Raw genomic sequence first — 16,143 nt, 5'->3', positions numbered from 1 at the left:
TAATATTTTTTATAACATGTCCATTACATTTTCTGTTTATACAAAAAAAGATTCTTTAAAGGGATTTTACTGATAAGGCTCATTACTTTATGTGACCATTTATATTAAATATTGATAATTTTATCAATAATTTCTTTAGCAGCATTAGGTTTTTGTATTTTTTTTATATTTTGTATTATTTCCTCATAATAACTCTCATTAGATAGAAACTGTTCTAGCACCACTGGTATATCTTTGTAAACTTCAGCTATTAAAGCTGCACCATATTTCAATAAATACTGGGAATTATGCTCTTCATGCCCGGGAACTGGTTGATAAATCAGTATAGGTGTTTCACAAACTAAAGACTCTGACATTGTTAAACCGCCCGCTTTTGAGATAATAACATCGCTCGCCCTTAAATAATCGGTAAACCTATTTGTAAATCCAATACTAACTGTTTCATGTTTACAATCTGATTGCTTAATTTTCTTTGTCGCTTTTTTATTATGACCAGTTATACATACTATTTGTAGATTACTTTCTAGAGTGTTTAAAGCCTTTAATACCTTCGTGAATTTGGTTAAATCAATTGCTCCGCCTGTGATTAATATTGTTTTTTTCTCAGCGTCTAAGTTTAATTCATGCTTTAGTGTCAACTTAGACTTCATTGCTGATGGTATTGAACGAATTGGTATACCAGTTGAGTGGATCTTTGATAAAGGGACATTGTATCTTGATGAATAATAATCCAATTGGTCTGATGCCGTAAAATATCCATCTACTTCGTTCCTAAAATAAGCTGGATGCAATACAAAGTCAGTTATTACACTATATAATGGTATATGAACATTTTTTTTACTCTTCATTTTTGACAAAATAGCTGTAGAAAATGGATGTACGGAAATTAATGAAATACATCTACTTTCTTTGATTTTAGAGTAAAGTTTGTCACAGAGCATTGTTCCAAATTGGTCCATTATCATATACCAAGGACGTTCTTCAGTATGGCTATACAATTTTCTCCAAACACTCGGACAATACTTTAATATTTTCAGGTATCCTTCTAATATCATTTTGTGAAAGGCCGGATTAATAAATTTGAATGTGTCAATTATTTCACATTGATAACCCCTTTTTTCAAACTCTTCTGATAATGCCTTAGCTGCTTGATTATGCCCATTGCCAATAGAGGCAGAAAAAATTAATATATTTTCAACAATCATAACTAGCCTCCCTTATTAAATAAATAATGGCCGATGATACTAGCGCTAATTTACACTCTAAGCAATAGTATTAGATTACCCTAATATAACAATTCTATTGGCAAGAAAAATTAATGAGTTCGATGCACCGACATGCGTAAGTTATAGCCAAAATTAACCCAGGAAACGGAATAGATAATCCCTCTATAACCATGATTATAAACAGGGAAACGATTCCCATATTGTGAAACCAATTTAAAAATTCTTGTACCACCATCATCCATCCTTTCAAGAATTAGGATGTGGTAAGATCATTCATTCGATTCAATCAAATTAAGGAAAAAAACACTAAATCCTTCTTCATTTTACTAAGAAGGATTTAGATCCAACAGAAACCCTAACCATATACTGTCTCCTCCAATAGAAGAGATAATGGTATTGGCTTTTGGTATGAGTTTTACGTATACACTTTTTAGCTTTATTCCCTATTGGGGTACCGTCAGAAAATGCGGATTTACAACGGTAAGCACATTTTCGAGACGGTTCCCCCATTTTTAACAACGTTAAGAAAGTTTCAATGGTCTTAAAAAATCTAACGAGACCACTTTCTCGGAATTAAAATGGTATTCTCCTAGCAAATTAATATGTTCCCAACCTAGAGGCGATATATGGTGCAATAATTCCTCATTAAAACTACCAGACTGCTTTTGATATTCAACTGCTTCTGTTAGATGTAAGGTATTCCATATACTGATGGCATTAATGATTATGTTTAAGGCACTTGCCCTTTGCAATTGATGCTGTATGGTTCTTTCCCTTAGCTCACCTTGTTTTCCAAAGAAAATGGCTCTTGCCAATCCATTCATGGCTTCTCCTTTGTTCAATCCTCTCTGTATTTTTCTTCTTAATGATTCATCAGAAATGTAATTCAAAATAAAGATCGTTTTTTCTATTCGTCCCATTTCACGTAAGGCTGTGGCTAAGCTGTTTTGTCTTGAATAAGAACCTAGTTTCCCCATAATAAGAGACGCTGAAACTGTTCCTTCCCTTATAGAATGAGCTAATCGCAAAACATCGTCATAATTTTCTTTAATGACCTTTGTATTTATTTGGCCACGTAAAATGGTTTCTAATTTTGGATATTCACTTGCTTTTTCTATTGTAAATAATTTTGAGTCTGATAAATCTCTTATTCTAGGAGCAAATTTAAATCCTAATAAATGAGTCAGTCCGAATATTTGGTCTGTGTAACCAGCCTTATCGGTGTAAGGCTCTTCAATTGAAAGGTCAGATTCATGATGTAATAATCCATCTATTACATGTACAGCATCTCTTGCATTTGTATTGATAACTTTTGCATAAAAAGATGAAAACTGATCACTTGTAAAACGATAAATGGTTGTACCTTTCCCAGTTCCATAATGCGGGTTTGAATCTGCATGTAACGATGATACTCCAACAGGGACACGCATACCATCTGAAGAAGATGTTGTCCCATCTCCCCAATATGTAGCTAAAGATAGACGGTGCTGATAATTTACCAGTGTAGCTTGAGCGCGAGCCATAGCATCTTCATGTAATCTCCATTGCATAACATTGGCCATCTGGCGATATGAAATATCAGGAGTTGTTTCTGCCATTTTAGTTAATCGAATATTCGTCCCCATCGCCATTAAGGTAGCCATTACAATAGATTTTTCCTCACCTTTAGGTGGCTGATTAGAAGAAGCGTGAATAATTGACTCTTCAAATCCAGTCCATTCAGCAACTTCCATTAATAAATCCGTAAGTTTAACTCTTGGAAGCATATTATAAAGAGCTAAACTAAAATTTCTAGCTTCTTCAGGAGTATCTGCTTGTAGTCTCTCAACATGTATCTTTTGTTTCTCAATATTAATACTTTCAACTTTATCAATATTTTTGGAAATCCATTGAAGTTTAGTATTTAAAGTCTCACATTTATTTTGTAAATACTGTTCAAAACTTAAGTGAACAGCTATATTAGTCCCTTGAACCTTTGCTTTTCCCCAATCATCCTTTGACACTACATAAAAAATGTTATTGGAAATGAGTTTTGGTCCTCTTATCTAGTAAAAAAGGGGGATTTACTATCTTCAATGGAAAGTTCCATAAACCCATTTTTGGAACCGGAAAACAAAGGAAAGTAACTTTGGTATTAACCTTGTTATCAATTTAAGTGACCGTAGTGTAAAAATCGATTCTAGATTAACTAAATAGTTTTCATTTAAATCTAACATTAGGACTGCGGAACCATTTACGGGATTTCTCTCTAACAGCAATTGCTAGCACAATTATAGAAATTCTTATTTATTTATTTAATCTTTTAGAATATAATGTAACCACAGTTACACCATATTCGTGAAGTGGAGGAGAAAGACATGTCTGAACCGGTATTGGGTAAAGTTAAAAAGACCCATAAACCTCAAGTGGCAGAGTATTCACTCTGGCAAATTGTGATGTATTTTTTGAAATTAGGAACGATTGGATTTGGAGGGCCAGTAGCCTTAGCCAATTATATGTATCGTGACCTTGTCGAACAACGTAAATGGATTTCAGAGGACGATTATAAAGATGGGTTGGCTTTATCTCAGCTTTCCCCAGGACCACTTGCTGCACAGTTAGGAATTTACCTCGGTTATGTCCATTATAGATTTATAGGAGCCACCCTTGTAGGAATTGCTTTTGCTCTTCCATCGTTCATTATGGTGGTTGCTATTGGTTGGGCTTACGTTCAATATGGTGGTCTGACCTGGATGCAAGCTGTCTTTTATGCGGTAGGAGCAAGTGTTATTGGTATTATTGCTTTTAGTGCGTATAAACTCACAACAAAAACGGTAGGGAAAAAATGGTTGCTTATAGGAATTTATTTAACATCAGCTATATTCACTGCAGTTACGGAGTCTGAGTCAATTGTTTTAATATTAGCAGGAGGTATTATAGTGTTACTTGTGAAAGCTCCTCCTCAATGGCTGAAAAATCTTAAAAAAGGTGTAAATAGTATTGCAGTAATGCCGTTAGCTTTTGCCATGGCGAAAGCGCCATCCACTGTAGATACAGGACTATTATGGCAAATCTTTTGGTTCTTTTCCAAAGCAGGTGCATTTGTCTTTGGTAGTGGTCTAGCGATCGTCCCGTTTCTTTATAGTGGTGTAGTAGTCGAGAATCAGTGGTTGAATGCTCAGGAGTTTGTGGACGCTGTAGCTGTGGCTATGATTACACCTGGACCTGTAGTCATTACAACAGGTTTTATAGGGTATCTACTACACGGTTTTTCAGGAGCGACGATTGCTGCTGTGGCTACGTTTCTTCCTGCATACTTGTTAACAATCATCCCAGCACCATTGTTTAAAAAATATGGAAAGCTGCCATCTATTTCTGCTTTCGTTGAAGGAGTAACGACGGGGGCAGTTGGAGCTATTACCGGTGCCGTGATTGTTTTAGGCCAAAGATCCATTTATGATATCCCGACAGCATTATTTGCGATTGTTACCTTGGGACTACTTTGGAAGTTTAAAAAGATTTCAGAACCTATCATCATACTCGGGGCAGCGGTCTTAGGATTGATTATTTATCCCCTTTTACACTCCTAAAGTAAGATCGGAGAAGACTGTATGAAACGTTTATGGTTGTTACTTCTATATAAAGTTCCACCTGAACCGACTTCTCACCGAGTTTATGTTTGGCGAAAACTTAAGCGCCTTGGGGCCGTTTTGCTCCACGATACCGTATGGTGTTTGCCCATTACAGGTTGGACACGAGAGCAATTTCAATGGTTATCAGTAGAAATTAAAGAGTTTGGTGGAAGTGTTATGGTATTTGAGTCAGAATTGATCCTTCCCGGGCAAGATGAAACGTTAATCCAACAGTTTTTAACAGAAGTCAATATAGGATATACTGAAATTTTAAAAGAATCAGAAATGGTAGTTGCCAGGTTGGGCCTAAACTTTATATGGAGGAATGGATGCAAGCCGTATTCTACATATTTGGCTCATGTATAAAAAATTTATTAGCCAAAAACAATCCTTTCCTATAATAAAATCGCCGGAGGGTAACAATGTGAAAGTTTGGTTACATTTACATTATAAAGTGCCACGTAACCCTACGTCTCGTAGAGTTTATGTTTGGAGAAAATTAAAGAAACGCTTAGGGGCTATCTTACTTCATGATTCCGTATGGATTCTTCCAAAGAATCCATGGACTCTTGAACAATTTGAATGGTTAGTTATGGAAATTAAAGAAATGGAAGGGGAAGCTTCCCTATGGGAAGCCTCGTTACTTTTAGGTCAAAAAGATGAGAATTTAATTCAACAATTTATAGCTCAAGTTAATGAAGAATATCAAGAGATCTTAAATGACCTATATGTTGAAAAAGGAGATCTTGTCTCTCTCTCTAAACGATATCAACGTGTCAAAATGATTGATTATTTTGATTCTCCTGAAGGAATTAAAGTCCAAGAGGCAATAAAAAAGGCAAGGAGGAACTAGATTATGAAATGGGTAACAAGACAAAATATTGGTGTTGATCGAATGGCCTGTTGTTGGTTAATCAAAAATTATATAGATGAAACACCGGAATTTATTTTTCTCCCAGAAGGCGGATTGCTACCGGAAGATGGAGAACCTTTTGATTTACCAGGTGTTCGACTTTCGCATCGAGATGGACATGCTAGCTTTCGCACGATTTTAAAAGAGTATGATATCCATGATCCTTTATTAGAACGTATCGCACAAATCGTTGACGAGGCCGATACAGTTCAAGAGGTATTTTTAGAGCCTGTCGCACAAGGATTAGATTTTATCTGCAGAGGTGTACGCTTGATCAGTAAGGGTGACGAAGAAGCGTTAGAAAGAGGATTTATGATATTCACTGCTATTTATGAACAATTAAAGGCTTCACAGTAAAATAGAGTTCTACAAGTTTAATAGGGGGAAAACAATGGGATCAATGAATGAACATGTAAATCGTAGACTCCATTCTTTATTAGGGGTTTTTCCAATCGGGTTATACCTTGTCTTTCATTTAGTAGCTAACTACTTTGCGACAAGGGGACCAGAAGCTTACAATAGCGTTATTGAGTTTGTTGAAGGATTACCTTTTTTAATTTTTTTAGAAATCTTTCTTATCTACCTTCCGTTACTTTTCCATAGTATTTATGGTATTTATATTGCCTTCCAAGCATCTAATAATGTTTCTCGGTATGGTTATTTTCGTAACCTGATGTTCTTTGTCCAGCGTATTACCGGAGTGATCACTCTAATCTTTATTTCCTGGCATGTATGGGAAACACGTATCCAAAAAGCTCTCGGTGAAGAAGTTAATTTTAACATGATGGCTGACATTTTAGATAATCCATTCATGATGATTTTTTATGCGCTTGGCATTATTTCCACCGTTTTTCATTTTAGCAACGGGCTATGGTCTTTTATGGTATCATGGGGGATTACAATTACTCCACGTTCACAAGTCATTTCTACATATGTAACGGGAGTTATTTTTATAACCTTAACTATTATTGGGCTAATGTCTTTATTTGCCTTCCAGGTGTAAGTAAAAAAGCGTAGAGATAGGTTTTAGTCTCTATGCTTTTTTTTATAGGTTGAAATTCCTTCGTCCTTTTTAACCTTGAATTCAAAATTATTTTGTGCCTATAATAAAAGTAGTTGAAGATGTAACCACGGTTTCATATCCCGGAAGAAACTAGTAACTGCTAGAAGTAGGGGGACAACTGTATGGTTATTGCGATAATCTACCCTTTAGGAGTGAAAGAATGGAAACGGTAGAGGAAAAGAGAAAAGCTTCCACTGATAAGATGTTTGGACGAATTAGGATTCTAATCATTGTATTAATTGTGATTGGAGAGGTCATCAACGTACAATATTTCTTATTCAAACCCAATTGGATGTTAGAAACGTTGTTAAATGTACTTGTTGCAAGCTACTTATTGATGTTTACGATCCAATATTTTAAAAAGGATTGGAAGAAATCATTTCTGTTTGCTATGTTCTGCGTGTTAATAACTGTAACTAATGTCTTAATTTTATTTTTGGGATAAAAGTTACGACAATAATTGAGCAAAGAAGGGAGAAAAATATGCGACCTAAAGGTTTATTGGATTGGATTGCTTTTTGGTTTTTAATTATCGGGGCATTTTCTTGGGGTTATTTTGTCACAGATATCAATATTCTTGATCAAGTTTTAGAAAAAGTCTGGGATCCTCTTGATGATATCGTGTTTATAATGATTGCCCTTTCAGGTCTTTACTGGATTGGCCAAATTATTTCCTCACGTGATGAAGCTTAATATCTTAGTCATTGTATAGTTTAACATCTATAAACCTATAATGATGGCAGACCGTTACATGTTTATAAAAAGGAGAAATGATTAAGTGAAAAAGCATAATAAAATCATAATTGGGTTAATATTGGTTTTTGGGATATTGGCTACTGGAGCCTGTTCCTTTAATTCTAAAGAGAATCAAGCACAACCACAAAATCAAAGTTCCAATCAAGATACTCCTGCGATGGCTACACAAAAGACAAACTGGGAAGACGTTGAACAGGTGATCGGTAAAAGTGGACAAATGAAAGAAGGAGATGTATTCTACTTTAGTTTACCTCGCAGCGATTTACAGGTTTCACTAAATGGAATTCAACTAAAACCAGCTTTTGCATTAGGTTCTTGGTTAGCATTTAAAGAAATGAATGATAAAGTAATGGTCATGGGAGACCTGGTTCTTACACAAGAAGAAGTAAATCCAGTAATGACTGAGCTAATTCGAGGTGGTATAGAAGTAACAGCTTTGCACAATCATTTAATGGGAGAATCTCCAGATATTATGTATATGCATATCGAAGGACATGGAAATCCTGTAGATTTAGCTGAAACACTTCGTAAGGGAATAGGTAAATCTCAAACTCCTATAAATGATGATAAGAAGGGTGATACAGCTGATGGTCAGTTGCCATTAAATAAAGAACAACTTGATGAAATTTTCGGCAAAAAAGGAACCGTTAGTAATCAAGTGTATAAAATGAGTTTTCCTCGTGTTGAAGAGATAAAAGAAAACGGTATGATAATTCCTCCTACTATGGGGACTGCCACTGCCATTAACTTTCAACCAACAGGAGAGGGAAAAGCAGCGATTACAGGAGATTTTGTGTTAACTGCTAAAGAAGTAAATCCTGTGATACGGACTTTACGCGAACATGGTATTGAAGTAACAGCATTACATAATCACATGCTGAGCGAAGAACCACGCCTCTTTTTTGTCCATTTTTGGGCGAATGATGATGCAGAAAAATTAGCCAAAGGCCTTCGTAAAGCGATTGACAAAACCAATTCTAAATTACCGGATATGGAAGGTTAGATTAAAAATACTGAACATCATTCATGCTGACGATTGCAAAATATAAGAATCGATTATTCTTTGAGGCATCGGTTTTTTACTATTTAAATTTAGTAGCGTGCAAATTATGAAGACACCTAAAACGTCGTTTCCTTAACGTACAGGGATTCGACTTTTTTTAATTTAAAATTCTCTTAGCGTACAAAATTTCCGAAATGTTGGCGGTACCCCAAACAGAAAACCCTTCCAAGTGATCAGGAAGGGTTTTACTTTATATTTCCTTACATGACTTTCGTCAAAACTCAAAGCTTTATACCACAAATGGGCAGAATCAGTTTTATTCCTCAAATGGGAGCAAAAACAGAAGATCGTTATGTTATGCCTTTAATATTATCTTGATATCGAGCCTTCCAGATAAGGGCGCCATTGTTGAATAATTAAATCCCAATTTCTCAGTTACATCACTGAGAGAATACTGGAATACCTTAACGATGTAAATGCAGAACTTTCAACGTATAGATCTTTTTTTATCTCCTAATATATCAGATCAAATCCCTAACAGGTTTGGCGTTTTTATAGTTCAGGTATTGTATATCTATTGTGCAGGTGGTGGAACAATTGGCTGTTGGTCAATCGGCTTCTCCTGTGCAGGTGGTTGAGAAACTGGCGGTTCAATAGCTTGCCCTTCTGCAGGAGGATTTTGTCCTTTTTGTTCATCCAACATCGTCTGTATCGTAACAAATTTATATCCTTGTTTTTGCAGGTCATCAATGATTCGTGGGAGTGCTTCTATTGTTCCATCCAATAAACGGGCCTTGGATTGGAAATTATGCTGTAAAATGATTCCCCCAGGTGATGCGTCTCGATGAATAATTTCCATAATTGCTTCTGCAGACATTCCACTCCAATCAAGGGTATCAACAGACCACAAAATGTTTCTCATTCCAATTTCATTTAAGATCGCAACATCCGCCTTAGTATATGCCCCATAAGGAGGACGAAACACATCAGGTTTCTTTCCCAGGACTTTCTGCATTTCATTTTGAGTCGATATAATTTCTTCTTTTACGGTTGAAGACCATTGATATCTTAAATCTGGATGATGCCATGTGTGATTGGCAATCCCATGTCCATCTTTAGCAATTTGTTTCATAATTTCAGGGAAATAAGTGATTTGTCTACCGACGACGAAAAAGGTTGCAGGAACGCCTTTTTCCTTAAGAATACTCAATATTTTTGGTGTATAGTAGTCTTCTGGTCCGTCATCAAACGTAAGTGCAACCAGTTTTTCAGTTGTACCTGCTGATTCTATTGAGTTTGCTGCAATTGGTAAATTTGTTGTTATAAAGGTTCTATTCACTTTTGGGTCATATCTGACCCCCATACCTAACTTCTTAGCAACATCAATTAACGGAACAAATGGTTCCCCGCCGAAATCAATGGTTGATGTTGGAAGAGGATGCCTGATCCACTTTCCTGTTGATTGATTAAAATCGTCTGAGTAGCTCTTTCCGACTGGTAATGCAAACATTTTATCTTTTGCTTTAAATACGACAGACCGATATTGATCGTTCCAATCCACATATGCACCTGTATGTTTCAAATAAAGTGCGGGTACCATTAAATGCCCTTCTCTCATGATATATCTAGTATTTATCGGGACATCGTCAATATAAATAGGCGCTTCTAGAAGTCTCGATTCATTCCCATAAACGATAGAGGGAATTAACAAAAACATTACGAGGGCAAAAAAGATTTTTTTCTTACTAAACAATGTTGACACCTCCAGAAAAGTCTTAATCAAATATAGTTTTCCTTAAGAGGTGTCTATTTATTTATTTTATTCTTTATTAATTGGCATAGAAAATTATATAGTTAATGAAAATAAGCGAAAGGACTCTTAATTTTGATAAAATAAGGATTAGCATTTAATAGGGGTGTGAATTATCAAATGGCTAATGAATTTGCACAACTTGCTGTTTCACCATTGTATATTTTAATGGTTGTATTAAGTATTTTATATTTAATCTTTTTAAGAGAAGACAAAGGTTGTATTACGACTTTCGGAAGAATAGCTTCTGTGGTGTATATTCTTATATATCTATTAGCACTGTATTTATTTATATTTTAATCTTCAATTATAAGGAGCATTCACGCCTGCGGCGGCGACTTGACCAACGCTGCCGGATTAGATGCAATATGCCAGGGATTAAGAATGACAAGTGACAAAGATCATGAGGCGTTAGAGAAAGGATATATGATCTACGAGGCCCTCTATGTACAACTGGCTGTTGAAGATCTTCCAGCGCCCGGGAGAAGCTGCGTATAAGCCGGCATGACAACGAGGTTATGATCGAAGCCTAGCCTTTGTCTCTGCGTCCTGGTAAAACGCTCCATGTGCTGCCGCTGACTTCTGGTTATTTATCCTCATCTTTTTGTTTTTGCGGCACAAACTTATATTCACCCGTATCATTGAAATGAATATTGATTTTCAAATGACGAATTGCGTCATTATGAAGAACGAATGAATGGTCATCGGCCATCTGTTGCCATACACGCGGATTGGATCGATACAGTGTATCTCCCAGGTTCAACACGTCGGTATGGATGCGGATACCTTCGCGAAAAACATGGAGGATTTGACCTTCCAAAAGTTTTGTATATCGTTCCATCAACTCATTTTCCGTCATGGCTTCGCGCAGTTCGACAAGATGCGCGTCCAATGTAATCGTCATGTCAAAATAGGCTTTGTCCCATTTCGCCTGAGGTCGAATATGGATGCGCGGTTTTTTAAACAGCATGACGGCCGAAATATCATCGTCGGACAATAAAGCGACGGGATAGCTTTGCGTCTTTGGATTCACCCATTGCCAGCCCGTAAGATCGGTTCGACTGATCCAACCGTTCCATCGTTTCGTTTGGAACAGATCCGCGCCATCAATTTCCAAAAGCTTCATGTTTTTACCGTCCTCTCTCCAAAAAGCGGCGTTTAATGTCAATGACGGCAAATAACTTGACCTGGCCTTATCTTTTAATGAACGTATAAATTGATACAAGCGGACGGGGGAAATCGAGGAGCTTTGCCGATACTGATCTTTCGGTTCATGCAACAGGGTGTAAAGCGGAGAAAATTTGAAAAAGGTTTGGGCTTTGAAGATATCTTCGATATTTTCTTTTGTGCTGAATATCCATGTATTGTACCGTATTTCTTTATAGCGATTCGTAAACTCCAGAAATTCCAGATGTTTGTCCGCCTTCAATACATTGTCGGTAACGACGATCGTCGATACCTGTTCCCAAAAAAGCGCTTGTTGAGATGTAGCTTGCAGTTTATTGGCCGCATCCCAAAGGCTTTTTCCCGCCGCTTTCCCTACATAACTGGTTGGCTTTTTTGTTTTTGCCTGCCCTTCCGATTTGGCTGCATCCGAAAAGTCTAACATCTGAGCATAAAGAACATACTCTCCATCTTTGTAGTCGGCTCCAATAGCCGTAACATAATGGATCGTTTGGATTTCTAACGAGCCCCAGCATCCTGTCGTCAGAAGCAAGCTCGCTCCCGCGACCAAGATTAAAATCGCCTTCATGATGAGTCCTCCTCTTTTCCCGCCGCTTTCCCTACATAACTGGTTGGCTTTTTTGTTTTTGCCTGCCCTTCCGATTTGGCTGCATCCGAAAAGTCTAACATCTGAGCATAAAGAACATACTCTCCATCTTTGTAGTCGGCTCCAATAGCCGTAACATAATGGATCGTTTGGATTTCTAACGAGCCCCAGCATCCTGTCGTCAGAAGCAAGCTCGCTCCCGCGACCAAGATTAAAATCGCCTTCATGATGAGTCCTCCTCTGCTTTCCGGGTTGAATCTTGCGTATTCACGGCATTCGGACGTTTCCGCCGCCAAGCCCATGGAAGATTGAACAGGGCTTGAGGCAAGTCTGCCCTGTCCAGCGGCGACAAAGGAGATAAATAAGGTAATCCGAAAGACTGCAGGGTGGAAAGATAGGAAAGCAGCAGTACCACTCCGCAAAAAAAACCGTATAAACCGAAGGCGGCAGAAACAAAGAAAAGGCCAAACCGCAGTATACTGACCGTAGTATTCAACGAATGATTCGGCACCATAGAGCCGAACACATGGGTAATCGCGGCGATAACCAGAACACTGGGCGACATAAACCCTGCCCGAATCGCGGCATCGCCAATAATCAGTCCTCCTACGACAGTAATCGTTTGTCCTAATGAAGCAGGCAACCGCGCTCCCGCCTCACGAAAAACTTCCAGGAAAATCAGCGTCAGAAACATTTCTTGAGCGACAGAGAATGGGAGGCCCAGCCGCTGTACCGAAATGGTAGCCAATAGCAAGATTGGTATTTGTTCGATGTGAAAGCTTAGCAGCGCAGTCCATAGCGCGGGCAATAACAGAGCTATCAAAATCCCGACTATTCTGAGCCCTCTTGCTACAGCAACGCTCAGCGCGGGATAATGGATATCTTCTGCGGTCTTTAACAGGAAGAAGACGTCGGCCGGCGCAATTAGGGCGCTGGGCGTACCCTCCGTTAGAACGACGCAACGACCGCTCAGCAGCGAGGCCACGGCGAAATCGGGCCGTCCTGTATAGGCCATCATCGGGAATATGGATTTCGGAGTCGAAAGCATTTCTTCCAGCTGCCCGGCGCTGCATATCCCGTCATATTTGATACCCTGCAGTTTCGTTCGAAGATTGTCAACCAGCGCCGCGTTCGCAACATCTTGCAAATAAAGCAATCCGATTCGGGTTTGCGTGCGCTGTCCGACCGTTACCTGTTCATAACATAAGGAGCCTGTTCTCATGCGCTTGCGAATTAAAGCGACATTGGTCGCAATCTCTTCCACAAAACCGTCTTTAGGACCTTTGATCGACACCTCGATACTGGATTCTTCCGGTTTTCGCTGAGGCACCTTGGCCATATCCCATGCATACACGCACTGTTGAACAGGCGTAAAAATAATGAGTTTTCCATCCAGCACATGCTGTACGATTTGCCGTCTCAACATCAGCCCGTTGCCCGTTACCTTCTCTAGCGGCAGCTCATCATTGCGGGTCATGGAGTCGCCATTGAAGCCTGTTGTTCTAAAGAGCCGCCTTAAACGCGGCAGAACGATGTCTTTCCATTCCCTTGGATCCGTCAACCCCTCGCAATAAAGCAATAAAACAGAGGAGTTCGGATTCTGCCTGTCACACAGGCAAGAAACAGATTTGACATCGGCGGAATTTTGAAATAAACCGGTGATCTCCTGTTCGGTCAAGCCCAGGTCATTCGCGCAAGCATCGTTGGAATGCCCGATTCTCTGTTCCGCAGGCAACGAAGCAGGTGGATAAGACCGCTTTCGGAACCATTGCATCAACCAGTTCTTCATGATCCCCTCATCCTCCATCTTGAAATCCATGTTTTTCCCGCAAACAAGAAGGTGAGTCCGATTACCAGGACGAAGGTGGATGGGAAATACATCGTTTTTAGAAATTGCAAAAACCGCACGTCACTTATCGGCGCCAAAATGGCAATAAGCAGAGTTCCGGTCGCAAGCAGCAGAAGCGGCGTTCTGTTTTTCGGTTTCCACACATCCGCAATGATGAAGAGGGAAAGCGAAAGGCGAATGAATTCTCCGGATACCCACTGATAGATTGCAAAAACATCCAAATGTTCTATGTACTTTCCCAGTTCGAGAACACGCCACTGTTCAAATGCCGGATATCTCTGCAAAGCAGCTTCCTCTGCCCCATAAATCGAAATCGCTCCCATTAAAGGGCCTATTGTCAATCCGGCGAGCGAAAAAATCATGAACAGCACGCCGGCGAATGAAGGGCGATTGATCAGACGATGTTGAAAAAAAAGAAGAAGCACAAGCTCGAAAATTCCGCTCGCCGCATATAGGCTGCCCCGCCAAACGGGAGCGAATCCATCGGCAAGGAGGGGGAGAACAAGACTGTAGTCTTTATGCTTGAAGTTGAAGGTCATAACTAATACTCCGAGAATCACCACAAATGGCAGCAAAATACCCGACGTAATCGCGATGGAACGAAGGCCCCCGGTTGCAAGAAAGAAACAGCAGGCTAATACGAGAAGAGCAAGCACGAATTTAGGTGTATGCGGCATATAAGTCGAATGGGTCCATACAATGAAATAAAAGAGGGTAACGTAACCCTGCAGCCATATGTAGATGCTGACTGCCGCAAGGATAATGACGGACAAGCCTTTGCCGAAATGGTGCTGCAACCAATCGGGGAACGGCTGTTGACCCTTGTGTTTCATGATATAGACTAGGCACGCCCCCCAAACAGGCAACAAGGCCAATGCCATCCCAACGGAGACTACAGCATCTCTTCCCGCTGCGTCCAACAATATGGGAATCAAGACCACATGATTGAGAAGGCCGATCGAAAGTAAAAGAATGGAGTAACCTTGCAACGCAGAAATATTATTTTGAATTTTATCGTCACCTCCCGATCATCGCCTGACATTTTGTCCATGAAATATATAATTGTAATTTAACCATTCGAATCGAAAAAAATACCCAATAAAATGAATTTCCATTGACAGAGAGGAACACGTATACTAAATGTAAGGTTCAATCATAAAACGAACGATCTTCAAACCATTTTGCCGACTCGTTGCTTTCGCATGCTGTTATGTGCAATGACAGGATGAAAAAGTAATTTCATTTTGCTAAATAAGTTGAAGATAAATCGGTATGTTCATTGGGATCACATTCGCCCATATGAAGTAGCGTTTTTTATGTGTGCCGGGCATGGCAGCGATCTAGGTGGTGAAAGTCCACTGTGGGGGTACACATCAACCAACCACTAAGGAAGCGCAAGGTACTTACCGTGAGGTAAGGGCTGGAGGAAGCGTAGAATAAAATCTTGGCTCGACGAACAGAAATCTGATACCAAGGCTCTTCAAAGGGATGAGGCTCCATAACAAGTCAAAGTCCAAAAGATGTGCGTAACTTTGTCGGGTAAATCAGGCGAGTAAAAGAGGAAAGATCGTTGTCTTACCCTGGGAGATCTTGCGGATGTACAAAAGTACAGTCGAAAAAGGTTAATCGCAAGAAGTCAGCAGAAGCCATAGTAATGAATAGATCATGAAGGGCTGAACAATTTATAGTGTTTCAACGCCGCGAATGCGTAAGTGACGAACTCCGAATGTGTTAATGGTGAAGGTATGAGCGTATCTCAAAGGATAACCAAAATGGAGCTGTCCCTTACTACGTGAGAGGAAAGGAGAAACGAGTGTGGACCTTTTAGAACAGATTCTAAGTAATCGAAATATGAATGAAGCCTACTTACGTGTCTTTAAAAACAAAGGTGCAAGTGGGGTCGACGGCGTAACAGTCGACGAACTAAAGCAATACCTGAAAGAGAACAAGAATGAACTGCGTCAGCGCATCAGAACAAGAAAATACCAACCACAAGCTGCCTTAAGAGTGGAAATCCCAAAAGAGAATGGCAAGATGCGCAAATTGGGAATACCAACAGTAGTGGATAGAGTCGTTCAACAAGCCATTCATCAAGTACTCAGTCCGATATTTGAAAAGCAGTTCAGTGAATTCAGTTATGG

Annotated in this window: 15 protein-coding genes and 2 pseudogenes; 10 read left to right on the top strand and 7 right to left on the bottom strand. The window is 39.2% G+C overall.

The features are described from left to right. Window positions 1-104: 104 nt before the first annotated feature. On the bottom strand, window positions 105-1,205 hold the full coding sequence (locus tag ACFFIX_RS21445) for an MGDG synthase family glycosyltransferase (protein ID WP_378937702.1): 1,101 nt from the start codon (window positions 1,203-1,205) through the stop codon (window positions 105-107). Between the two features lie 542 nt (window positions 1,206-1,747). Then, window positions 1,748-3,235, bottom strand: a pseudogene (locus tag ACFFIX_RS21440) (Tn3 family transposase); the annotation flags it as partial. Window positions 3,236-3,583: 348 nt separating this feature from the next. On the opposite strand from ACFFIX_RS21440, the gene ACFFIX_RS21435 reads away from it, so the two are divergent. The 8 genes from ACFFIX_RS21435 to ACFFIX_RS21400 all read left to right on the top strand — a co-directional run bounded on the left by ACFFIX_RS21435 (window position 3,584) and on the right by ACFFIX_RS21400 (window position 8,572). Further along, a complete protein-coding gene (locus ACFFIX_RS21435; RefSeq protein WP_378937700.1) occupies window positions 3,584-4,795 on the top strand; it encodes a chromate transporter in 1,212 nt (403 codons plus the stop codon). Window positions 4,796-4,816: 21 nt separating this feature from the next. Further along, on the top strand, window positions 4,817-5,203 hold the full coding sequence (locus ACFFIX_RS21430) for a Chromate resistance protein ChrB (protein WP_378937698.1): 387 nt from the start codon (window positions 4,817-4,819) through the stop codon (window positions 5,201-5,203). Between the two features lie 58 nt (window positions 5,204-5,261). Further along, a complete protein-coding gene (locus ACFFIX_RS21425; RefSeq protein ID WP_378937696.1) occupies window positions 5,262-5,690 on the top strand; it encodes a Chromate resistance protein ChrB in 429 nt (142 codons plus the stop codon). Window positions 5,691-5,693: 3 nt separating this feature from the next. Further along, entirely contained in the window at window positions 5,694-6,107 is a 414-nt protein-coding gene (locus ACFFIX_RS21420; RefSeq protein WP_251157358.1) for a chromate resistance protein ChrB domain-containing protein, read from the top strand. A 34-nt stretch (window positions 6,108-6,141) separates the two neighbouring features. Beyond that, window positions 6,142-6,753 carry a succinate dehydrogenase cytochrome b558 subunit gene (locus ACFFIX_RS21415; protein ID WP_251157357.1) on the top strand — a complete coding sequence of 204 codons (612 nt, stop codon included), beginning with the start codon at window positions 6,142-6,144 and terminating at the stop codon, window positions 6,751-6,753. Window positions 6,754-6,973: 220 nt separating this feature from the next. Further along, the gene (locus ACFFIX_RS21410; RefSeq protein WP_251157356.1) at window positions 6,974-7,258 is read left to right on the top strand and encodes a hypothetical protein; all 285 of its coding nucleotides are present in this window, start codon (window positions 6,974-6,976) and stop codon (window positions 7,256-7,258) included. 38 nt (window positions 7,259-7,296) lie between these two features. Continuing rightward, a complete protein-coding gene (locus ACFFIX_RS21405) occupies window positions 7,297-7,506 on the top strand; it encodes a DUF378 domain-containing protein (RefSeq protein WP_368298816.1) in 210 nt (69 codons plus the stop codon). Between the two features lie 85 nt (window positions 7,507-7,591). Beyond that, a complete protein-coding gene (locus ACFFIX_RS21400; RefSeq protein ID WP_251157354.1) occupies window positions 7,592-8,572 on the top strand; it encodes a DUF1259 domain-containing protein in 981 nt (326 codons plus the stop codon). Window positions 8,573-9,146: 574 nt separating this feature from the next. Here ACFFIX_RS21400 and ACFFIX_RS21395 read toward each other — a convergent pair. Next, entirely contained in the window at window positions 9,147-10,325 is a 1,179-nt protein-coding gene (locus ACFFIX_RS21395; protein ID WP_251157353.1) for a polysaccharide deacetylase family protein, read from the bottom strand. Between the two features lie 396 nt (window positions 10,326-10,721). Here ACFFIX_RS21395 and ACFFIX_RS21390 point away from each other — a divergent pair, with 396 nt between their 5' ends. After that, complete coding sequence (locus tag ACFFIX_RS21390) at window positions 10,722-10,880, top strand: chromate resistance protein ChrB domain-containing protein (RefSeq protein WP_472843804.1); 159 nt, start codon at window positions 10,722-10,724, stop codon at window positions 10,878-10,880. Between the two features lie 88 nt (window positions 10,881-10,968). Here ACFFIX_RS21390 and ACFFIX_RS21385 read toward each other — a convergent pair whose 3' ends face one another. The 4 genes from ACFFIX_RS21385 to ACFFIX_RS21370 are packed head-to-tail and all read right to left on the bottom strand — an operon-like array spanning window position 10,969 to window position 15,000. Then, window positions 10,969-12,135: a Ger(x)C family spore germination protein gene (locus ACFFIX_RS21385; RefSeq protein WP_378937692.1), complete on the bottom strand. Its 1,167-nt coding sequence runs from the start codon at window positions 12,133-12,135 to the stop codon at window positions 10,969-10,971. Further along, window positions 12,132-12,380 (bottom strand): Ger(x)C family spore germination protein, encoded by a 249-nt coding sequence (locus ACFFIX_RS21380; protein WP_251157351.1) that lies wholly within the window; start codon window positions 12,378-12,380, stop codon window positions 12,132-12,134. Before ACFFIX_RS21380 ends, ACFFIX_RS21385 begins: the two co-directional genes overlap by 4 nt. After that, window positions 12,377-13,942 (bottom strand): spore germination protein, encoded by a 1,566-nt coding sequence (locus tag ACFFIX_RS21375; RefSeq protein WP_251157350.1) that lies wholly within the window; start codon window positions 13,940-13,942, stop codon window positions 12,377-12,379. The genes ACFFIX_RS21380 and ACFFIX_RS21375 overlap by 4 nt, the downstream gene beginning before the upstream one ends. After that, window positions 13,939-15,000: an endospore germination permease gene (locus tag ACFFIX_RS21370; protein ID WP_311315997.1), complete on the bottom strand. Its 1,062-nt coding sequence runs from the start codon at window positions 14,998-15,000 to the stop codon at window positions 13,939-13,941. The genes ACFFIX_RS21375 and ACFFIX_RS21370 overlap by 4 nt, the downstream gene beginning before the upstream one ends. Window positions 15,001-15,817: 817 nt before the next feature. Here ACFFIX_RS21370 and ACFFIX_RS21365 point away from each other — a divergent pair. Continuing rightward, window positions 15,818-16,143 (top strand): annotated as a pseudogene (locus ACFFIX_RS21365) (group II intron reverse transcriptase/maturase); the annotation flags it as partial.

It is taken from the genome of Metabacillus herbersteinensis, from assembly GCF_042433335.1.
GTDB classification, from domain to species: domain Bacteria; phylum Bacillota; class Bacilli; order Bacillales; family Bacillaceae; genus Metabacillus; species Metabacillus herbersteinensis.
This window is presented reverse-complemented; position numbering and strand designations above follow the sequence as displayed.